Here is a 17973-nt window from a genome sequence, read left to right on the forward strand (position 1 = left end):
ACTACCTTACATCCAAATCATTATGGCAGAAAAAGCTAAAAGCAATGCCATCATTACATTAACCGTCTTTTTATGCTTCTGTAAAAACCCTTTGAAGATTGTACCGAAAAGTACCCATGTAACAAATGCTAAAAATCCAATGATCGTTATCGCTATAACACTTACTGTCACCGCAGGCATTTCACTGTAGTAGGGGATCACATAACTAGGAAGTACAGTCATTGTGAATAGTACCACTTTTGGATTTAGAAACTGCATAAGAAAGCCTGACATAAAGGTACCCGTTTGGTTTACAGATGATTCTGACGTATCCATTTTATAAATTTGATAAGCGAGATAAAGTATATAAATGCTTCCGATTATCTGCATAACAATTACTATTTTCGGTACTATCGTTATGAGCAACGTATTCAGAAAAGCAGAAATGACAAGTAATAATCCAAAGGCAATCGTTGCTCCATACGTATATTCCATTGCCTTTTTTGTTCCCAAATTATTCACTGTGGATAAAATGACGATGTTAGTAGGCCCTGGTGTAAATGTAACAATAAAACAGTATAGTAACAAAGATGTCGTATTCATGAGAAGACTCCTTTCAAGTATTCTCATATAATCTACATCTTTAAAAGAAAGGGCATATAGTACATTATTGCACGATGCTTCTATAGGGCTCACGTTACAAATTCAGGTGATTTAGGTTTAGGGTGTAAGTTCCACGCAATTCTTGAGGCTATTGCGGCAGTCTAGGAAGAGTAAATAAAGTTATAGACCGCCGCATTCCTGAGTAGAGATATTTGACGCATACACAGAGATTTATTGGAGAATTTTTATTCGGTACAGACTCTTCGGCTTTCGCTGTCTTTGTTACTCGCTGCGTGTCCGGTTTTTTTATCGTAAGCGAACAACCACGCTGCTAGTAGGAGCGCCAGCACAACCAATGCAAATCCTGCCCAGCCTAGATTGTCTATTGAGGAGCTGCTGATCATCAATCCCCCTATTCCCGAGCCAATGGCGAAGCCAAATTGGATAAACGAAGTATTTACGCTTAAAGCAATATCCGGCGACTGGGGCACCAGGGTAACCAAATATAACTGCTGTGCCGGGGAGGTCATCCATGTGGCGGCCATCCATATCATGATCAACGGGATAACAGCATAGATCAAGCCGTCTAACCAGATCAGCAGCAACAGGGTTCCAGCTTGGAGAGACAGTCCGGCATAGATTGTGAACTTGGACCCTTTCGTATCCGCTGCGACTCCTCCGATTTTGGAGCCGGCAAAACTGCAAATCCCTGAAAGCAGCAGAATTCCGGAAAGCGCCGTCGCAGATAGTTCCGCATTCGATTGCAAGAATGGCGAAATATACGTAAACAGTGCAGAGTATCCTCCTATATAGAAAAGCGTAATGCCAACCGCCAGCACAATCTTTTTATCTTTTAAAATCGACAGCTGCATTCCGAGCGTAATAGCTCTCTGCTCAGGAATAGAAGGGACTCTGAAGTAGACCACAAGCAGCGGAATTACCGTCAGCAACCCAACGATAACAAATAAGGTTCTCCACCCTAGCGCTTCGCTTAATAATGTGCCGACTGGTACGCCTAAAACAAGTGAACTGCTTAATCCCATTAAAATTGTGCCGATTGCACGACCTCGACTCCGCTCTTCAACCAAGCGCGTTGCGACGGCCATTGCAATGACTGTGGCTGCCCCTCCGCTGAGCCCCTGGATGATTCGTGTCATTAGCATCATCTCAAACGAGGGACTAAAATAGACCAGGATGCTGCTTAAAATAAAAATGCCGAGCATGATAAATAGTATTTTTCTTCGGTCCACCCGGATGGTTGTGGCGATCACAACGGGGGAGCCAATCGCAGCGGCAAGCGCAAACGCCGTGACGAGCGTCCCTGCGGTAGATGTCGTAATCCCAAGATCTGCTGCTGCGATATGAAGAATTCCGCTTATTATATATTCAATCGTACCAATTAGAAACACCGCCAGTGAAAGCGAATAAACGACCCATTTATTGTTCATGAATGTCCCTCATTAGCTTCAATAGGAATTTGGATTTCGATGAGATTAACACCCGGATTTCCAGGTAGTGGAACATAGAATTCTCTACCGGAGTGGTCGCCTCGTATACGAAAACCTTGCTGCTCAATCCATTCAGCAAGGTTTAAGCATGCCGTCTCTGAATATACCGAATCCGAACGGAATAACATCGTGGCCATCGTCACTGAGGGTAGGGAACGGAAACGAAGAGGCTCGGGCAGCCTGAGGGCTTCTGATTTCACGACATAACCGGCCTCAAGCTCAAACTCATGGGCCGTGCTGCTGGATACGTTCCATAACACCGTTCGCGGGCCAGATAAGGCAGATCGGATTCGGCTATCAAGCAGACCATCGAAGATATCGAAAAGATTTGGGATATCATCAACCGTGCCCGTGGAAGCGTAAGTAACCATCTGCACGACTTCAACGCGCTTCACTACGATTTCTTGTTCTTTATCCATCTTTCCCTCACATTCTACAAGCTGCATTCGTTCTTTTATCCGGGAAAGCTTGGCGAGTTCGATATTTAACTGGCGCTCGATCTCACTCTCTTTGAGCTTCAGCATACCGCGAATCTGTTCAGCTGATATATCTTCTTGAAATAGCTCCGAGATTTGCTGCAACGTGAATCCCAATTCCTTAAAAATCACAATTCGATTGATCTTGAGCAGTTGTTCCGCAGAGTAGTACCGATAACCACTTGATTCGTCGGTCTTGGCAGGCTTTAAGAGTCCGATCTGATCGTAGTAACGTAGAGTTTGCAGCGGAATACGGCTCAGCTTGGAGAATTCGCTGATTTTAAACATTGCTTTTACCTTCCCTTCTGATTTTGTCGTTTAAATTGTATACTCTCCAGTTAAGTGTAAAGTCAAGAGCTCTATTTCTCGAAGGTACAGGCATCCTGTGCAAGCAAACAAGCGGGGGCGTTGATTGTTAAAAAATTGGCTTGTATTCGCGATGATTGGTGGCGTGTATTCAAACCGATAAGAATAGGCGCTAGTCATGCAATCCAAATGATTGCAAACTAGCGCCCTACTGATCTTCTGTTCAAAAATAGTAGATTACGATTTGAAAAAATTAAAGGAAATGCTGTATCCAAACATTGGGTTCAACATAACGCCCTTCATTCTTCTCCACATCGATGGTAACTGGAACCAGTGCACCTGGCACAATATAAGTCCCTGACTCAGGAAACTTCATATTTGACCAGCTTTCCCAGTCTGCAACCGTTCCGTTAATTTTCATAGATTCTGGAGCAAGCTTGACTATTTTAGCCCCGGCTCGCAAATGAGTCCGTATCCATGGATCAAATGAATCTCCTTTTTCATTTTGCCAATGCACGTATTTGTCCATGGGAATCAACGGGTATTTCGATTTCGAAGAAGGTCTTACCGGTGCAACCAGCTGTTCGATCGAGTGACTTTTCACTAAACCTTTTAATGCGTCTAGCATAATGCCGCTGATTCCCTTCCCACGATAAGAGGGATGAATCACGATAGCAAGAGCAGATACCGTGTTTGGCACTCTTCCCTGATGGTAATCCTCTATGCTCTTCATAAATACGTGATCCCAACCGGCTGGCATTCCCTCCTCAGTACCATCCCAATAAAACGGTACAGAATTACAGCAAGCCATTACAGTCCCGTTTTCATCTGCGATACAAAATTGGAATTGTGGGAAGATCTCTACCACCTGAGAATAATACTGGATCGCCACTTCATCATATAACATAAACGTTGGCCAGCCCGCCTCATTCATAGCGTCAAAATCACTAGCCATTTCAGGATTCTCTTTCAATGTAAAAAGGTTATATTCCATACCTTTGTCGCCTGAATGCTTTGGGGACAGTGTACGTAGCAGTGTCATAGATAGTCATTTCCTTTCCTCTAGAAGTGAACCATTTTCCAAAAGTTTCATTTCATTTTCAATTGTATCACAAAAATCCATAATTATACTTTCATCATTTTCATAGAAGCTCAGATGGCAACATCCTATCCAAAATCCCTCGCTCATTTTTTGAGCACAGCTTAATCTTTTTCGAAAGCCTATTGGATTGCGATATAATAGGTCCAAGTGAAGGGGGCATAGTGCGGTGGAGTGGTTAATAGGTCTTGCCTGCAGTACCGGTATTGCAGGGGCGGCATATATAAAGCGGTCGCTGTCCGGCTCCGGTTTTTTAGCAGCGATGATACTGGGCACAGTGATGTACGCGCTCGGAAGCGCAGTCTGGTTTGGATCCCTCATCGCCTTTTTTATCTCGTCGAGTCTTTTGTCCAAGTGGAAAAAGCATGCACAGGAAGAGGCAGAGAGTGGTTATGAGAAAACCGGGAGGCGCGATGCCGGCCAGGTACTCGCGAACGGTGGACTAGGGCTGCTGTTATGTACGATAAATTGGGCGTTTCCACATCCGCTTTGGTGGTACGCCTTCCTCGGTGTTATGGCTGCAGTCACAGCCGATACCTGGGCAACAGAAATCGGCGGCTTGAGCCGGACGCCGCCGAGGTCAATCAAAACGGGGCAGCGCGTTCTTCCTGGCACGTCCGGAGGAGTTTCTGTCCTCGGCATGGGCGCATCGCTGGCAGGGGGCCTTTTTATCGGTGCCGTAGCGTGGCTGCTGCTCTCGGTGTCCAGCCACTCAGCACCAGATGCGGTCGCGACGGCACTCAGACCAGCAGCTTGGATTGGATTAGCCGGCCTGGCAGGCATTATTGGGTCGCTGACCGATTCGTGGATCGGTGCGACTTGGCAGCAAATGTACCGTTGTGGCACCTGCGGTCGTGAAATCGAGCAAGCCCGTCATTGTGGAATGCCAGCCATGCGGATACGTGGCCGCTCCGGCTGGAACAACGATGCCGTCAATGTTACAGGCTCACTTGCAGGAGGCGTATCAGTAGTCTTGCTGGCACTGGTACTCGGTTTAGCCTGACAGGCAAAAAAAACCGGAATGACTTCGTAACGCTGTACGCTTACGAGTCCTTCCGGTTTTTAAGAGAAGCGGCCAATCGCATCCAATGCTCGCCTGACTTTTCTAGCAAAAGCGAGAGGTTGATCAACAGCTTCTATATTTATATAGATCAATCGCGGCTGATCGAAGAGCCATTCGTTACGAACTGAGGACACCTTTATCCCTTGTTTTCTTATGGCCGAAATAAATCGATTCACTTCTTTTTGCAAGAATGCTGCTCGCGCCAGACAAAGTCCTCTGCCTGTTTTACTATTCACGGATTCGAATGAAAAAGAAGACGTTACTCGAAATCTTTTCCCTAAAATGATTGCTTTTATTTCATCTCTGCTTATGGTTGCTACGCACTTTCCGCCAGCAAAACTTGACCTGCCCCTGAGTATCTTTGAAAATTGCTCACAAAGCGTTCGGTTATTTGCCATAGAAGCTTACCTCCCCTGTATTCTTGTATCGTATGAGAAACGAAACAGGGTTGAAACGGCTTTCCGCCTAGTAAACAGCCGCAACCTAGGACGAAAAATAATGTCCTAGACTACCACTGCTTTTTTGGGCTATCAAATCCCATTTGCTGATCTTCGCCGACTAACTCAGCTTAATAATCACGACCCCAGCCAAAATCATCCCGATGGACACCCATTTGATGACCCCGACCTTTTCCTTGAGCCAGATCACCCCAATAATGGTCGCAAACACGATGCTGATTTCTCGCACAGAGGCGACATAGGTAACCGGCGTCGTTTGCATGGCGTACACAGCCAGCGAATTGGAGACGAAAACGAAGAGTCCTCCCGCCAATGTATGCCACGGATAGCGTTTGATCAGCGCCACATAGGATACCTTTATCTCTGCTCTGCGGTCAATCATCCACTTTCCTGCAAACATTCCGAAGAACACGAAGTATTTAAACAGCAGACCCGACATCATGGATGCTCCCATGCCATCGACTATGCTGCTGCACGCTGAAAAGCTACCCGCTAAAAACACCCACTTCATATTGCCCCAATCCTTGACGATATGACTGAGCTCTCGAAACGAAAAGGTGCGCTGGTTCATGAAGACAACACCCGCTACAATTACTAAAATGCCAACAAAACCAGTCCAGGCAATCGCCGTGCCGATGAACAGTGTGCTTATGATTGTCGTCACGATAGGAGCTGTACCGCGCAAAATCGGATACGCATAGCTCAAATTATTCGTCTGATAAGCCTTACCTAAAGCTACAAAATACAAAACCTCCGAGCAAGTGCTAAGCAACAGCCATTTGATCGCACCAGGCGGAAACGATGAGGTTTGCCACAAATAGACAGCAAGTGGAAAATACAAGATAACAGAAGCCCCTAAAATCAGGGTAAAAAAGGCGTCGCGCTCTTCAATTTTCTTGGACAGGGCATTCCAAATCGCATGGCATACCGCTGCAAATAACAGAATCAGCAAAATGGTGGTGGACATACTCTCCCAGCTCTCTTTTTGTAAATGGCAAAAGGTGCAGTCTGAATTGACCACACCTATCGCCTGTCTATTCTTCTTGCGTTACTTCATAAGAATCCACGATCCCAACAATGACGGCGTCGATGGGGACCATCTTGTTGTGAAAAATGATCCGCGCAGGAGTGCCGCTCGAAACGATGACCTTTTCGCCAAAGCCCGCCCCGATGCGGTCTGCTGCAATCACCGTGTGTCCACCTTCCTTTTCGTTCCAGTCAATCGGCTGGACAACCAATAGCTTTAGATTCTCCATGCCATCCTCTTTTTGTGTGGACCAGACACTGCCGATCACTTTTCCCAAAAACATGGCGCTCCCCCTTTACCGTTCGTAGTGGATCGCGATTCCTTTTTCCTTCAGCATATCCTTTGCCAGCGGAGAGAGAATGGTCCCCTGTCTCAGGACAAGCCCCGCATCCGGAAATTCTGCTTGCGCATTGACCCACTCAGCAGTCAGAAGCTTGGCTGATTGGGCTGGTCGCGCCCCCACGACTCCGCCCGATGAGCCCGCTGTCTCTTGCTGCTTTTTTGCCCTGCTCTTACGTATGACAGCATCAGCAAGCCCTTTTTGCGGGTAAAACTCTACCCCCAGCTCCTTCATGTCATGCACATGCCGCAAAAAGAGCTGCTGATACGGCTTCGGAAGTGTTAACGTTTTTAGCGTCCGCCGGTCTGCTCGCTTGATTCCCGGTACATCCCTACTTACGAGAACGGGTTTTCCTAACACAAGCGCTGAAAAGACGATCTCCGCCTTGATTGTACCTTTCAGACCTGCTGCTATGCGGGCTGCATTATCCAAATCGATTTCCGGAATGATGACACCGTCATACTCTTTGGGCACTTCCAAAGGAACAGGAGCGAATTCATCCGCAGTGATGATCTTGCCTGCCCCTCCACATTCGATGCGATGCATCCCGAGCCACGAGGACGTTTCCCCGTCCAGAAATAAAAGGTCATGGCAGATCCCGTTGTTTTGCAAGGCGATAAACTGGTCCTCAAACGACTCGTGCGCCTTGCTGTCACAAAAGATATACAACCATTTTTCCTGGCTCTCCTGCACCGTTTCTGGCTTCATTGACTGCAAAATTTCCCGCGTAATCGACTCTATCATTTGCCTGACGTCCATTCTATCACCTCCCTGCCGAGGTAAAAAGCTTGCCATTTTTCCCAAACAAGCGTACCTGGTCACCTGTTTTGAGCCCTGCCGCATTGGCCTCATCGAGATCCATATGAAAATCCAGCGCATACCGCGGGCTGACGCGCACAGTCACATCTGGGAAAATAAGGGGCCGCTCCCCGACAGATTGCAGCATCAGGCTGTCACCCTCCTGGACGTGAAAGGCCCTAGCATCCGCATCAGACATGTGCATATGGCTTTTTGCCACGATAACACCAGTCTCCAGAACGACGCATCCGGCTGGACCAATCAGCGTGATACCTGGTGTCCCCTCCAAAGAACCCGACATTCTGACCGGCGGATGAACCCCGAGCGAGAAGCCATCCGACCTGGAGATCTCCACCTGGCTTACTCCCCGTGCCGGACCCAGTATCCGCACACCTTTTATCAAGCCTTTTGGTCCTAGCAGAGTCACTGTTTCTGTCGCGGCAAACTGCCCCGGCTGGGAGAGTGGACGCAGATGAGTCAGATTGTAGCCTGCGCCAAACAGCTTTTCTACATCCTCTGGGGCCAAATGGATATGGCGGTTGGATACCCCTACCGGAATGGTCTGCCCTGCCCCATTCTCTCTCCCGTCAGAATAAGCGCTGTCTGCTTCCAACACTTCTACGCGAATCCCTCTCCCCTTTAGAAAATCAGTTGCAGCCGGGGTAAATTTGTCCTCTGCACGAACCAGAAAGGGATTGGGGACCCCTGTTCGCAGCATGGCCCGTAATGTTGTTTCTGTAATGACGGCCATAAGCTAGTGATTTACCCTTCCAGCTTCGGAAGGATCAGCTCGATATCAGAATGTGGTCGCGGAATGACATGCACAGATTTCAGCTCCCCCACCTTTTGCGCTGCTTCTGCGCCTGCATCCGTCGATGCTTTGACCGCACCAACGTCTCCGCGGACCATGACGGTCACAAGCCCGCCTCCTACATGTACCTTCCCGATCAGCTTGACGTTTGCCGCTTTTACCATAGCGTCAGCTGCTTCTACTGCACCAATCAAGCCTTTTGTTTCCACCATGCCGAGTGCTGCCCATTCTCCTGCCATCCCTTATGCCTCCTTAGCGATTGGAAGTTTGCAATTCCAAAAGCACGCTTTTAATAATTTCTGCGATTTCATCTCTGCTGATTGCAGGAGCTGCTGGAGCTGCGGTCACAACCGGAGCCGTATGATCTGTCGCCTCCAGCTTCATGTCGCGCAGTCCAAAAGCGACCCGCTTGATATTCATCAAGTGCTGTGGTCCGATATTATCTGAAGTCACATTGTTGCCATAGGAGCCGCACCCAAGCGTAAGCGACGGCAAGATGCCGGTAGTTGCTCCGATTCCGCCAAACGTAGTCCCCGTGTTGACCACAATGCGCGAGGCCGGCTTATCGACGACGAACGATTCGATCACCTGTGCATCCTGACAATGAATGCCGAGTGTATGACCCAGTCCGCCAAATTCCAGCAGCTTGTGGCAAATATGGCTCGCCTCCTGGCTGTCGGAAACGGTATAGAGCGTCAAGATCGGAGCCAGCTTTTCAATCGAAAACGGGAAATCTCGCCCGATCCCGGTTTCCTCTGCCATCAAAAGCTTGGCATCCTCTGGCACCTGGATGCCTGCCAGCTTAGCAATCGCTTGTGGTGATTTCCCGACGATAGCGGGATTCAGTCCACCATTCTTCATGATGATGGCAGCCACACGCTTTGTCTCATGATCGTCCAGCAAGTAGGCTCCTTGACGTTTCAGTTCAGTCACAACCTTGCGTTTGATCGTCTTATCGACGACAAGTGCCTGCTCAGAAGCACAGATCGTTCCATAATCAAACGTTTTGCTTTGCATGATTTGGCGTATCGCTGTTGGAATATCGGCACTGGCATGCATGTAAACGGGGACATTGCCCGGCCCTACGCCAAAAGCGGGCTTGCCACTACTGTAGGCTGCTTTTACCATCGTGGTTCCGCCGGTTGCCAGGATCACATCCGTGCACCCGTGTCCCATCAGCTCTTTGGAGGCTGCGAGCGTCGGCTGCGTAATGCAGGAGATCAGTCCTGCCGGAGCACCTGCGCGCTCTGCGGCTGCCTGCATGATTTTGGCTGCTTCCTTTGTACACTTCGCCGCCTGCGGATGTGGACTAAAGACAATCGCATTCCCCGCTTTTACACTAATCAACGCCTTAAAAATAACCGTTGAGGTAGGATTGGTAGATGGCACAATTCCCGCAATGACACCTACCGGCTGTGCAACCTCCCACACCTTGTTTTGTTCGTCTCGGCGAATGATCCCCACTGTCTTCAGCTCTTTTATTGCCTGATACACATCGTGTGCTGCAAACAGATTCTTTACGGTTTTATCAGCTACCCTTCCGTAGCCAGTTTCTTCAACGGTCAATGCTGCCAAGCGACCTGCCTCTGCTTTTGCCGCCTCCGCCATGCTTTGTACGATTTGATCGATTTGACTTTGTGACATGCCTTGCAGTCGTTTCTGCGCTTCCTTGGCAGTGAGCACATATTGTCTTACTTCCTGGACAGATTGCAAATCTACGTCTAGCATCACGATATACCGTCACCTCTCTTCAGCCGTTTACGGATCCGTTTCATGTGAAAAGGCATATTCACTCTAACTACTCCAGCTTTGGCAAAATCAGCTCGATATCAGAGTGCGGGCGTGGAATGACGTGGACAGAAACCAGCTCTCCTACCTTTTCCGCTGCGGCTGCTCCAGCGTCTGTAGATGCCTTTACCGCTCCTACATCTCCTCGAACCATGACGGTAACCAGCCCGCCCCCTACATGCACCTTGCCGACAAGCTTTACATTCGCTGCCTTGACCATTGCATCAGCAGCCTCTACCGCACCGATCAGTCCTTGTGTTTCTACCATTCCGAGTGCATCACCCATGACTATTCCTCCTTGCTTGCTTGTGTTGTGGTTGCTATCGCTGCTTGTGCATTTTTAGACTTGTCAGCCGCTGGTTTCCCTCCTGGCTTAGAAGCCTGCTTAGACTTCTCTTGTTCCAATTGCTGCAAAACCATTTGCATCACGCTTCGGTCAGGACGTGGAATGACTCTGGAGTGACGAAGCTGACCCACTCGTCTTGCTTCCGCCTCGCCTACCGCTACCGCTGCCGAAACAGAAGCTACGTCTCCCACGATATAGATGGTGACAATCCCCGCATCCGCTCCCTGGTAGGTCACGCAGCGGACATCGGCGGCTTTGGCTGCTGCGTCTGTCGCTGCAACAAGAGCGGGAAATCCCACGGTTTCAATCATCCCCAAGGCGTAGCCGTTTTCTAGCATCTGGATTTCACCCTTTCCTCGTTTTCACATTTCGCCAAGCAAAAAATAGATTCGATACTCTGAAAATAATGCGAACCGGAGCCGATTTCAAGTTAAGAATTTGTTTTTGTGTTGTTTTCGTTGAAATTAGTTGTGTTTTGGTCCAAAAAATGAAGAGCATCTACTTCCTGCCCCTTTTTTCAGTCCGCTACTAACCAATCGACACCTTTTGCTTCCAGCTCGCCTGCCCATTCCTTTGGCGCTGGCACATCACTGATTACCGTATCAACCTCTTTCAAGTCAGCCACCTTGTAGAAGGTACTGATACCGATCTTGGAGTGATCCGTCAGAACGATGTTTTCCTTGGAATTCTCGATGATCCGTTTGGCAATCATCGCTTTTTCGCAATCATAGCTGGAAATGCCATGCTGAGCCAAAATCCCGTCAATCGAAATGAACGCCTTGTCGACGAAAAAGCTTTGCATCATGTTTTCAGCCAGCGTACCAGCCGTTCGAAAATGCTTGGATTGAACCTTTCCCCCGATGAAGTAAATCTCCCCTGTAAAAAGCTCCTTGTTGTGGTACTCCATCAACAAATTGAGCGCAGGTACCGAGATGGTGATGAGCTTCAAATTTTTGCGATTCATCAAAAACGGGAGCATGTGCAGGGTCGTTGTTCCATCGTCGATGACCAAGACATCGTTGTCCTGTACGAGACTGGCAGCCGCACGGCCAATTCGCTTCTTCTCCTCTGCGTGGGAAACCTCCCGCATCAGATGAGAGGGCTCCTCCCTTTCGTAATTAATCTTGATGGCACCGCCATACACACGCTTGAGCTGATTTTCATTTTCCAGCTCCTCCAAATATCGTCTGATCGTCTCCGAGGACACCTGCAATTTTTCTACCAGCTCGTTGGTCCTGACTTTACCGGCGTAATTCAGCAGGTTCATAATCGCATCTTTGCGTTCTTCCCCCACTAATGACATAACTGAAGTCCTCCTGCAGCTTTACCAGAAAATATTTTTCTCAATGGCCTGCACCAGATTTTTCATATCATGCGGGTAGACCTCCCCGATATTGCCGATCCGGAATGTGTCTGCGTGTGAAATTTTCCCCGGATACAGCACGAAGCCTTCTTTTTTCAGCCGCTCGTAAAAGGCTGCAAACGTAAATTGTGGGCTTTCCGGAAAGTAAAAGGACGTAATGATCGGGGACTGCCATTCCTTTGGCAGCAGTGCGCGAAAACCGATCGCTTCCATGCCATCTACCAATATGCGCTGATTCTCGCGGTAGCGAACCTGCCGTTTCTCGATGCCGCCTTCTTCCGCAAGCTCCAGCATCGCTTGGTAAAAGGCGCGCACTACATGGGTTGGAGAGGTGAAGCGCCACTTTCCGTTATGCTTCTCCATCGTTTCCCATTGGTCGTACAAGTCGAGCGAGAGCGAGCGTGCTTGCCCTTTGCATTTTTTCAGCTCCTCGGTTTTAGCGAGAATGAAGCCGAAGCCCGGAACGCCCTGGATGCATTTATTCGCGCTGCTGACCAAATAGTCAATCTGCAAATCGGCAACATCAATCGCGACGCCCCCGAAGCTGCTCATCGCATCCACGATGTATACCTTGCCAAACGACTTGACTACTTTTCCGATCTCGTCGATGGGATTGAGCATCCCTGTGGTCGTCTCGCAGTGAACGACAGCTACATGCGTAATCTCCGGGTCGCCCTCCAGCACCTCGCGCAGCTTTTCTGGTTCCGCCTGTCCGACTTCCCCGAAGTCAACTACGACCGTATTGACCTTGAGCACCTTGGCGATTTGTGCGATACGATTTCCATAGGCACCGTTCGTCAAAACAACTAGCTTGCCGTTTTCAGGTACGACCGAGCCGATGACAGACTCTACAGAGAAGGTGCCGCTTCCTTGCATGAGCACGGTCGTATAATCATCATGGTTGCGCCCACCCAGACTGACCAGCTTTGCGCGAAGACTTTGAACCAAATCGTTATATTCGTTATCCCATGTGCACCAATCGCGCAGCATGGCGGCTTTTACTCCTTTTGATGTCGACAGCGGGCCAGGAGTCAAGAGCAAATACGGATTATCAGGCAATTGTGTGAGATTCATGGTTATCTCTCCTTTTGCGCGAGGCGCAGGTTGATTTTAGGAATCAGTGAATCCAGCTCTCCAATCGTATCGATCACATAATCGGCTCCTGCGGCTTTGAATCGTTTTGTTACGACCTCCATTCGGTCTGCCAGCTCGTCAGGGTCACACTCCAGCACCTCTTTCTCCGTCATGCCCAGCTCACTGCCGCCTTTGATTACGCCGACTGCCCACGTACCTGCTGCTACCGCTTCTTTTACATCGCTTGTCGTATCGCCTACTTTAATGATGTGCTTCATCGGATGAACATCCAGATTGATCGCATTTTGGTAGCACATCCACGGCAACGGACGGCCTGCAGGCATTTCGCTCGGAGTTACCATCGAATCAGGCCAATAGCCGAGCTTCTTGGCTGCGGGAGCCACGACGGCCATCATCTCCGCCGTGTACCCCGTCGTCGAGCCAATCTTGATTCCGGCAGCTCGCAGCCGCGCCACCAGCTCCAGCACACCAGGAATCGGAGTCACGTAGTTTTTCAAAATGGAGAACAGCATCGGCTCGAAGTCGGCGTACAGCATATCGACGTCCTTTTTCTCCGGGAGTCTGCCGTATTTAGCTCTCCACAGCTCTTGGATGCGCTCCATTTTCAGCATCGTGTCGATGTGATCCCACTTGAGCATCCCCATCGGCTCACGTGCTTCAGCATGGGTAACTTCAATTCCCCGCTTTTTGAATACCTCCAAAAACACATCCAGTGGTGCAAAGCATCCATAGTCAACGGTTGTTCCTGCCCAGTCAAAAATCACTGCTTGAATCATGCTCTCTCTCCCACCTTTTTCTTCATGCTTATTCACCGTTTTTGCCATCTCTGTGTTTTTGTCCTCAGCTTATTCGTACCGACTTCATAGAAGATCCGTACCAGCACGTTGGTCAAAACGATCAGGACGGACATCGCTGCGGCTGGTGCGACATCTCCCGCATCGTCCATGTTGACGATCGATACGGATGCCAGCTTGAAGTCGGCTGAATAGAGGAAGACGACAGCAGAGATTGTTACCATGGAGTTAATGAAGTAATAGACGGCAATTTCCAGGATCGCCGGCAGTGACATCGGTACCGTCACCTTCCAAAAGGTGATGTAGAACGGAACACCCATTGACTCCGAAGCAAGCTCGAATTCCTTGTCCAGTTTTTTCAGCGCAGTGGTAGCGGTAATAAACGGAACGGCGTAAAAATGGATCAGATTAGCCAGAATCAGGATGAGGATCGTGCCATACATCCAGTTCAGCGGGTTGTCAGGATGGTTGAAGAAAAAGATGTAGGCAAGACCGATCACCAATCCCGGCAGAGCGAGCGGCAGGATGGAGAGAAAATAGCCGATTTGCCGCAGCCCTTTCATAAACCGTGTTTTCTCAAGCAAATACGCATTGATGAACGTCACAATCGTTCCAACCACCGCACTGTAAAAGGCGACGAGCAAGCTGTTCCAGAATGGCTGCATCCCTTCCCCGGCTACCTTGGAAAAGTCGTAATGCGTAAGCGATATCGTCAAATCATACGGCCAAACTTTGACTAGAGAAGCGAAAATAACGGTACCCAGCATCAAAAAGATCGAGACGGTGATCAGCGAGCAATAGATAAAGAAGGAAACATCTCGCCCGCGCTGTGGCGTGATCTTGTACGGTGTCGATTTGGCATTCACCGAGGAGTTTTGCTTCCTCTCTACGATTCGATCCACGATAAAGGCGAGAATGGCCGGAATAATCAGGATGATCCCGACTGTCGCCCCCATCGTCGTGTTTTGCTGCCCGATCACCTGCTTGTAAATGTCGGTCGCCAGTACGTTGAATTGTCCACCTACTACCTTTGGCGCTCCGAAGTCGGTAAAGCTCAACGTAAAGCAGACGAAAATCGCGCTGATCAGTCCGTATTTCACATTGGGCAGCGTTACTGTCAAAAACTTTCGCAGCTTGCTTGCCCCCATGGTTTCTGCTGCTTCGTACAGATTGTAGTCAGCAAACGCGAGGGATACCGCCATGATGAGATACGCCTGTGGAAACGTATAGAACATCTCAGAGAGGATAATCCCCAGCGGGCCATACAGCTCCATGTCAAAGCCGGGGAAAAGTCCAAAAAATCCGGTCGTGATAATTCCCTGATTGCCAAACAAATACGTCAGGGCGATCCCGTGCATCATTGTCGGTGCAAAAAGCGGTAGCAGGGCTACATAGCGGAAAAACACTTTCCCTCGCATATCGGTTCGTGTCAGAGCAAAGGCGTAGAGAAATGCGAGCGTCACGGAAAGAATCGTCGTCACTCCTGATACGTACATCGTATTGGAGAACGATTGAACCAGAGCAGGCGTAGCGAAATATTTGACGAAGTTGGCTAGGCCGATATATTCGCCCATCTCATTGATAAAAGCCTTGCTGAACAAATCTCCCAGCGGCAAAAGAACGCTTATAAACAGGACAATTACAATACTCGCAATCAAGATTTTTTGCAGCCACTCGTCCTTGCCCATCTTTTGCCGAACGGTTCGAGTGCTCATTTTAATCACTCCCCGTCTTCTTCGTCACGGCAGCCTGTTCAAAAGAGATCAGGTTTTCGAGTGGCATTTCAAAAGCAACCTGCTTCTCGCGCGCAAGACCCAATCGATGTGTTTGCTGTACAGGTAGATCAATGGTAACGAATTGCGGTAAGAGTCCTTTATGCTGATTGAGCAGCTGCAGGCTTACACGATAAAACGATCCACGAAACTCCATGTCTTGCACGACTGCCTTCATGCTGTACTCTGCCGCCGGGTCCATCAGATGAATGTTCTCCGGGCGAATGGCATACAAGCGATCCTGACCGACTTTGTTTCCCGTAAACACCGATTCTTCCAAAAAGTTGATCGCTCCGATAAAGTCTGCAACAAACGGACTGTTCGGCTTTTCATAAATCTCCTGCGGAGTGCCTACCTGCACCACCTCCGCGTTGTTCATGACTACGATGCGGTCTGCCATCGTCAGTGCTTCATCCTGATCGTGGGTTACCATGATGGTCGTAATCCCGATTTTCTCGTGCAAAATTCGCAGCTCCCGGCGCAGCTTGAGCCGCACTTTGGCATCCAGCGCAGATAAAGGCTCATCCAAAAGCAGAAAGTCTGGCGACAGAGCAATGGCACGGGCCAGGGCAACACGCTGCTGCTGCCCCCCTGACAGCTGAGATGGATATTTGTCACGGATGTGCTCCAGGTCAATCAACACCAGCACTTCCCGCACTTTCTCCTCGATTTCTTTTTTGGACATCTTTTTGGATTGCAGGCCATAGGCGATATTTTGCGCTGCTGTCAAATTGGGGAAAAGGGCGTAAGACTGAAACATCATCCCAAAATTTCGTTTAGCTGGCGGAAGAACCGTAATGTCCCGATCATTAACCAAAATTTTTCCGCTCGATGGCTGTTCCAATCCCGCTAGGATTCGAAGCAATGTCGTTTTTCCGCATCCACTGGGTCCTAAGAGGCAAATGAATTCATTCTTTTGGATATCGATATCGATTGATGTGAGGGCAACAAACTTGCCAAATGTTTTTCGAACACCTTGAATGCTAAGATATGGCTTTGTCATACGCTCCTCCCTTCTCCCTTTTTCGTGTAATTTACTTTGAATGGTGATCCGCATCTAGCTCTTCGGCTCACTTTTCGTGCTGTAGCGTTTGTCCCACTCAGCCAAGATTCCCGGGCGATCTTTTGCTGTTTGGGTCAAGTCATTATGGATGAGCTGCGATCTGGGGTCTTTCGTGTAGCCTTCGGGGAGTGTGGTACTTTTGTTGTCTACCGTAACAATCGCAAAGTTTTTGTTGTATTCCTTCATCGCCTCGTCCGAGATGGCCCAATCAAGGAATACTTTTGCTTCCGGCTTGATTTGCGCTTTTTTCACGAGGGCATTGGCTTCTACATCCCAACCAGCACCTTCGGGAGGGAAGATGACTTCAAGTGGAGCTCCTTTTTTCTTTTCCGTTATGCCGCGGTAGCCGAATGAGATACCGATGGGATACTCGCCAGCCGCCGCCATTTTTGCCGGCTTGGAACCGGAGTGCGTATAAAGAGCAATATTTTCATGGAGCTTATCCATGTAGTTCCACGCTTCCTGTTCACCGTACAGCTCTTTCCATGCGGCGACAGTGAAGAAGCCTGTTCCAGATGAAGAAGGATTCGGCATGACGATCAGCCCTTTATACTCAGGTTTGATCAAATCAGCGTAAGATTGCGGGATAGGAAGATTGCGTTTTTCCAACTCCTTCGTATTTACGACAAATGCGGTCTCAAATGCATCAATGCCCACCCAATGTGCCGGGTCCTTGGAGTCCTTGAATTCAGGTGAGATTCTTTCCATTCCTTTTGGCGTATAGCCCTCCAGTACACCTTGGAACTCTGCTCCCAATAGCTCCGTTGCCGCTGTTCCCCACACCACATCTGCTTGTGGGTTCTCTTTTTCAGCAATAAGCTTGGCAACAATAACACCTGTTGAATCCCTGACGATGTTCAGCTTGATCTCGGGATGCGCCTGGTTAAAAGCTCCCACATATGCTTTGAGCTGATCATCCTCCAATGCTGTGTATACTGTCAGTTCGGACGAGCCTGCCTTACCGCCTGTGGAGCTAGATGATTGTCCACATCCCGCTAAAAGCCCTACTGACAGTACACCCACTACGATTGTGCTAACCCATTTTTTCATCCAGAACCCTCCCCTTTTGTTTCTAATCCATTCTCCCCTTCCAAGCTGACTTCCGGTTAAGACAACACCAATTCCACATAAATTAGTTTGTTTTCCCGTTTTTTAGTTGTTTTTTGTTTTTATTATATATTCAATTGTCTAAACATTTCAAATCTTTTTTCACAAAAAATATTACAAGCTTAATTGAACGATTGAGGTAAGCTAATCGTATTAAGGTTGAATGCGTCGAGAGGA

General features: G+C 48.8%; 20 protein-coding genes. 1 reads left to right on the forward strand and 19 read right to left on the reverse strand.

What is annotated here, in order from left to right:
• Positions 1-6 precede the first annotated feature (6 nt).
• The 4 genes from SB752_RS00170 to SB752_RS00185 all read right to left on the reverse strand — a co-directional run bounded on the left by SB752_RS00170 (position 7) and on the right by SB752_RS00185 (position 3866).
• Positions 7-582, reverse strand: coding sequence for a LysE family translocator (locus SB752_RS00170; protein WP_410713748.1), 576 nt, complete (start codon positions 580-582; stop codon positions 7-9).
• Between the two features lie 245 nt (positions 583-827).
• Positions 828-2030 (reverse strand): MFS transporter, encoded by a 1203-nt coding sequence (locus SB752_RS00175; protein WP_410713749.1) that lies wholly within the window; start codon positions 2028-2030, stop codon positions 828-830.
• Positions 2027-2854, reverse strand: a complete 828-nt coding sequence (locus SB752_RS00180) for a MerR family transcriptional regulator (protein WP_410713750.1) — start codon at positions 2852-2854, stop codon at positions 2027-2029. The genes SB752_RS00175 and SB752_RS00180 overlap by 4 nt, the downstream gene beginning before the upstream one ends.
• A gap of 271 nt (positions 2855-3125) precedes the next feature.
• Positions 3126-3866, reverse strand: coding sequence for a GNAT family N-acetyltransferase (locus SB752_RS00185; protein ID WP_410713751.1), 741 nt, complete (start codon positions 3864-3866; stop codon positions 3126-3128).
• Positions 3867-4140: 274 nt separating this feature from the next.
• Here SB752_RS00185 and SB752_RS00190 point away from each other — a divergent pair, with 274 nt between their 5' ends.
• Entirely contained in the window at positions 4141-4974 is an 834-nt protein-coding gene (locus SB752_RS00190) for a DUF92 domain-containing protein (RefSeq protein WP_410713752.1), read from the forward strand.
• 59 nt (positions 4975-5033) lie between these two features.
• Here SB752_RS00190 and SB752_RS00195 read toward each other — a convergent pair whose 3' ends face one another.
• The 15 genes from SB752_RS00195 to SB752_RS00265 all read right to left on the reverse strand — a co-directional run bounded on the left by SB752_RS00195 (position 5034) and on the right by SB752_RS00265 (position 17739).
• On the reverse strand, positions 5034-5432 hold the full coding sequence (locus SB752_RS00195; protein ID WP_410713753.1) for a DUF1259 domain-containing protein: 399 nt from the start codon (positions 5430-5432) through the stop codon (positions 5034-5036).
• Between the two features lie 160 nt (positions 5433-5592).
• A complete protein-coding gene (locus tag SB752_RS00200) occupies positions 5593-6459 on the reverse strand; it encodes an EamA family transporter (protein ID WP_410713754.1) in 867 nt (288 codons plus the stop codon).
• Positions 6460-6526: 67 nt separating this feature from the next.
• Positions 6527-6802 (reverse strand): EutN/CcmL family microcompartment protein, encoded by a 276-nt coding sequence (locus SB752_RS00205; protein WP_103104588.1) that lies wholly within the window; start codon positions 6800-6802, stop codon positions 6527-6529.
• A 12-nt stretch (positions 6803-6814) separates the two neighbouring features.
• Entirely contained in the window at positions 6815-7618 is an 804-nt protein-coding gene (locus SB752_RS00210; RefSeq protein ID WP_410713755.1) for a hypothetical protein, read from the reverse strand.
• Between the two features lie 4 nt (positions 7619-7622).
• Positions 7623-8408, reverse strand: a complete 786-nt coding sequence (pduL, locus tag SB752_RS00215) for a phosphate propanoyltransferase (RefSeq protein WP_410713756.1) — start codon at positions 8406-8408, stop codon at positions 7623-7625.
• 11 nt (positions 8409-8419) lie between these two features.
• On the reverse strand, positions 8420-8707 hold the full coding sequence (locus SB752_RS00220; RefSeq protein WP_049741197.1) for a BMC domain-containing protein: 288 nt from the start codon (positions 8705-8707) through the stop codon (positions 8420-8422).
• Between the two features lie 13 nt (positions 8708-8720).
• Complete coding sequence (locus tag SB752_RS00225) at positions 8721-10199, reverse strand: acetaldehyde dehydrogenase (acetylating) (protein WP_410713757.1); 1479 nt, start codon at positions 10197-10199, stop codon at positions 8721-8723.
• 67 nt (positions 10200-10266) lie between these two features.
• Positions 10267-10542, reverse strand: a complete 276-nt coding sequence (locus SB752_RS00230) for a BMC domain-containing protein (protein ID WP_410713758.1) — start codon at positions 10540-10542, stop codon at positions 10267-10269.
• Positions 10543-10544: 2 nt separating this feature from the next.
• Positions 10545-10940 carry a BMC domain-containing protein gene (locus tag SB752_RS00235; protein WP_410713759.1) on the reverse strand — a complete coding sequence of 132 codons (396 nt, stop codon included), beginning with the start codon at positions 10938-10940 and terminating at the stop codon, positions 10545-10547.
• 179 nt (positions 10941-11119) lie between these two features.
• Complete coding sequence (locus SB752_RS00240) at positions 11120-11905, reverse strand: DeoR/GlpR family DNA-binding transcription regulator (RefSeq protein WP_410713760.1); 786 nt, start codon at positions 11903-11905, stop codon at positions 11120-11122.
• Between the two features lie 21 nt (positions 11906-11926).
• Complete coding sequence (phnW, locus tag SB752_RS00245; protein ID WP_410713761.1) at positions 11927-13039, reverse strand: 2-aminoethylphosphonate--pyruvate transaminase; 1113 nt, start codon at positions 13037-13039, stop codon at positions 11927-11929.
• Between the two features lie 2 nt (positions 13040-13041).
• The gene (phnX, locus tag SB752_RS00250; protein WP_213022129.1) at positions 13042-13836 is read right to left on the reverse strand and encodes a phosphonoacetaldehyde hydrolase; all 795 of its coding nucleotides are present in this window, start codon (positions 13834-13836) and stop codon (positions 13042-13044) included.
• A gap of 32 nt (positions 13837-13868) precedes the next feature.
• Positions 13869-15569 (reverse strand): putative 2-aminoethylphosphonate ABC transporter permease subunit, encoded by a 1701-nt coding sequence (locus tag SB752_RS00255; RefSeq protein ID WP_410713762.1) that lies wholly within the window; start codon positions 15567-15569, stop codon positions 13869-13871.
• A 1-nt stretch (position 15570) separates the two neighbouring features.
• On the reverse strand, positions 15571-16629 hold the full coding sequence (locus tag SB752_RS00260; protein ID WP_410713763.1) for a putative 2-aminoethylphosphonate ABC transporter ATP-binding protein: 1059 nt from the start codon (positions 16627-16629) through the stop codon (positions 15571-15573).
• Positions 16630-16683: 54 nt separating this feature from the next.
• A complete protein-coding gene (locus tag SB752_RS00265) occupies positions 16684-17739 on the reverse strand; it encodes a putative 2-aminoethylphosphonate ABC transporter substrate-binding protein (RefSeq protein WP_410713764.1) in 1056 nt (351 codons plus the stop codon).
• Between the last annotated feature and the right edge of the window lie 234 nt (positions 17740-17973).

It is taken from the genome of Brevibacillus sp. SIMBA_040 (genome assembly GCF_046535075.1).
Classification (GTDB): domain Bacteria; phylum Bacillota; class Bacilli; order Brevibacillales; family Brevibacillaceae; genus Brevibacillus.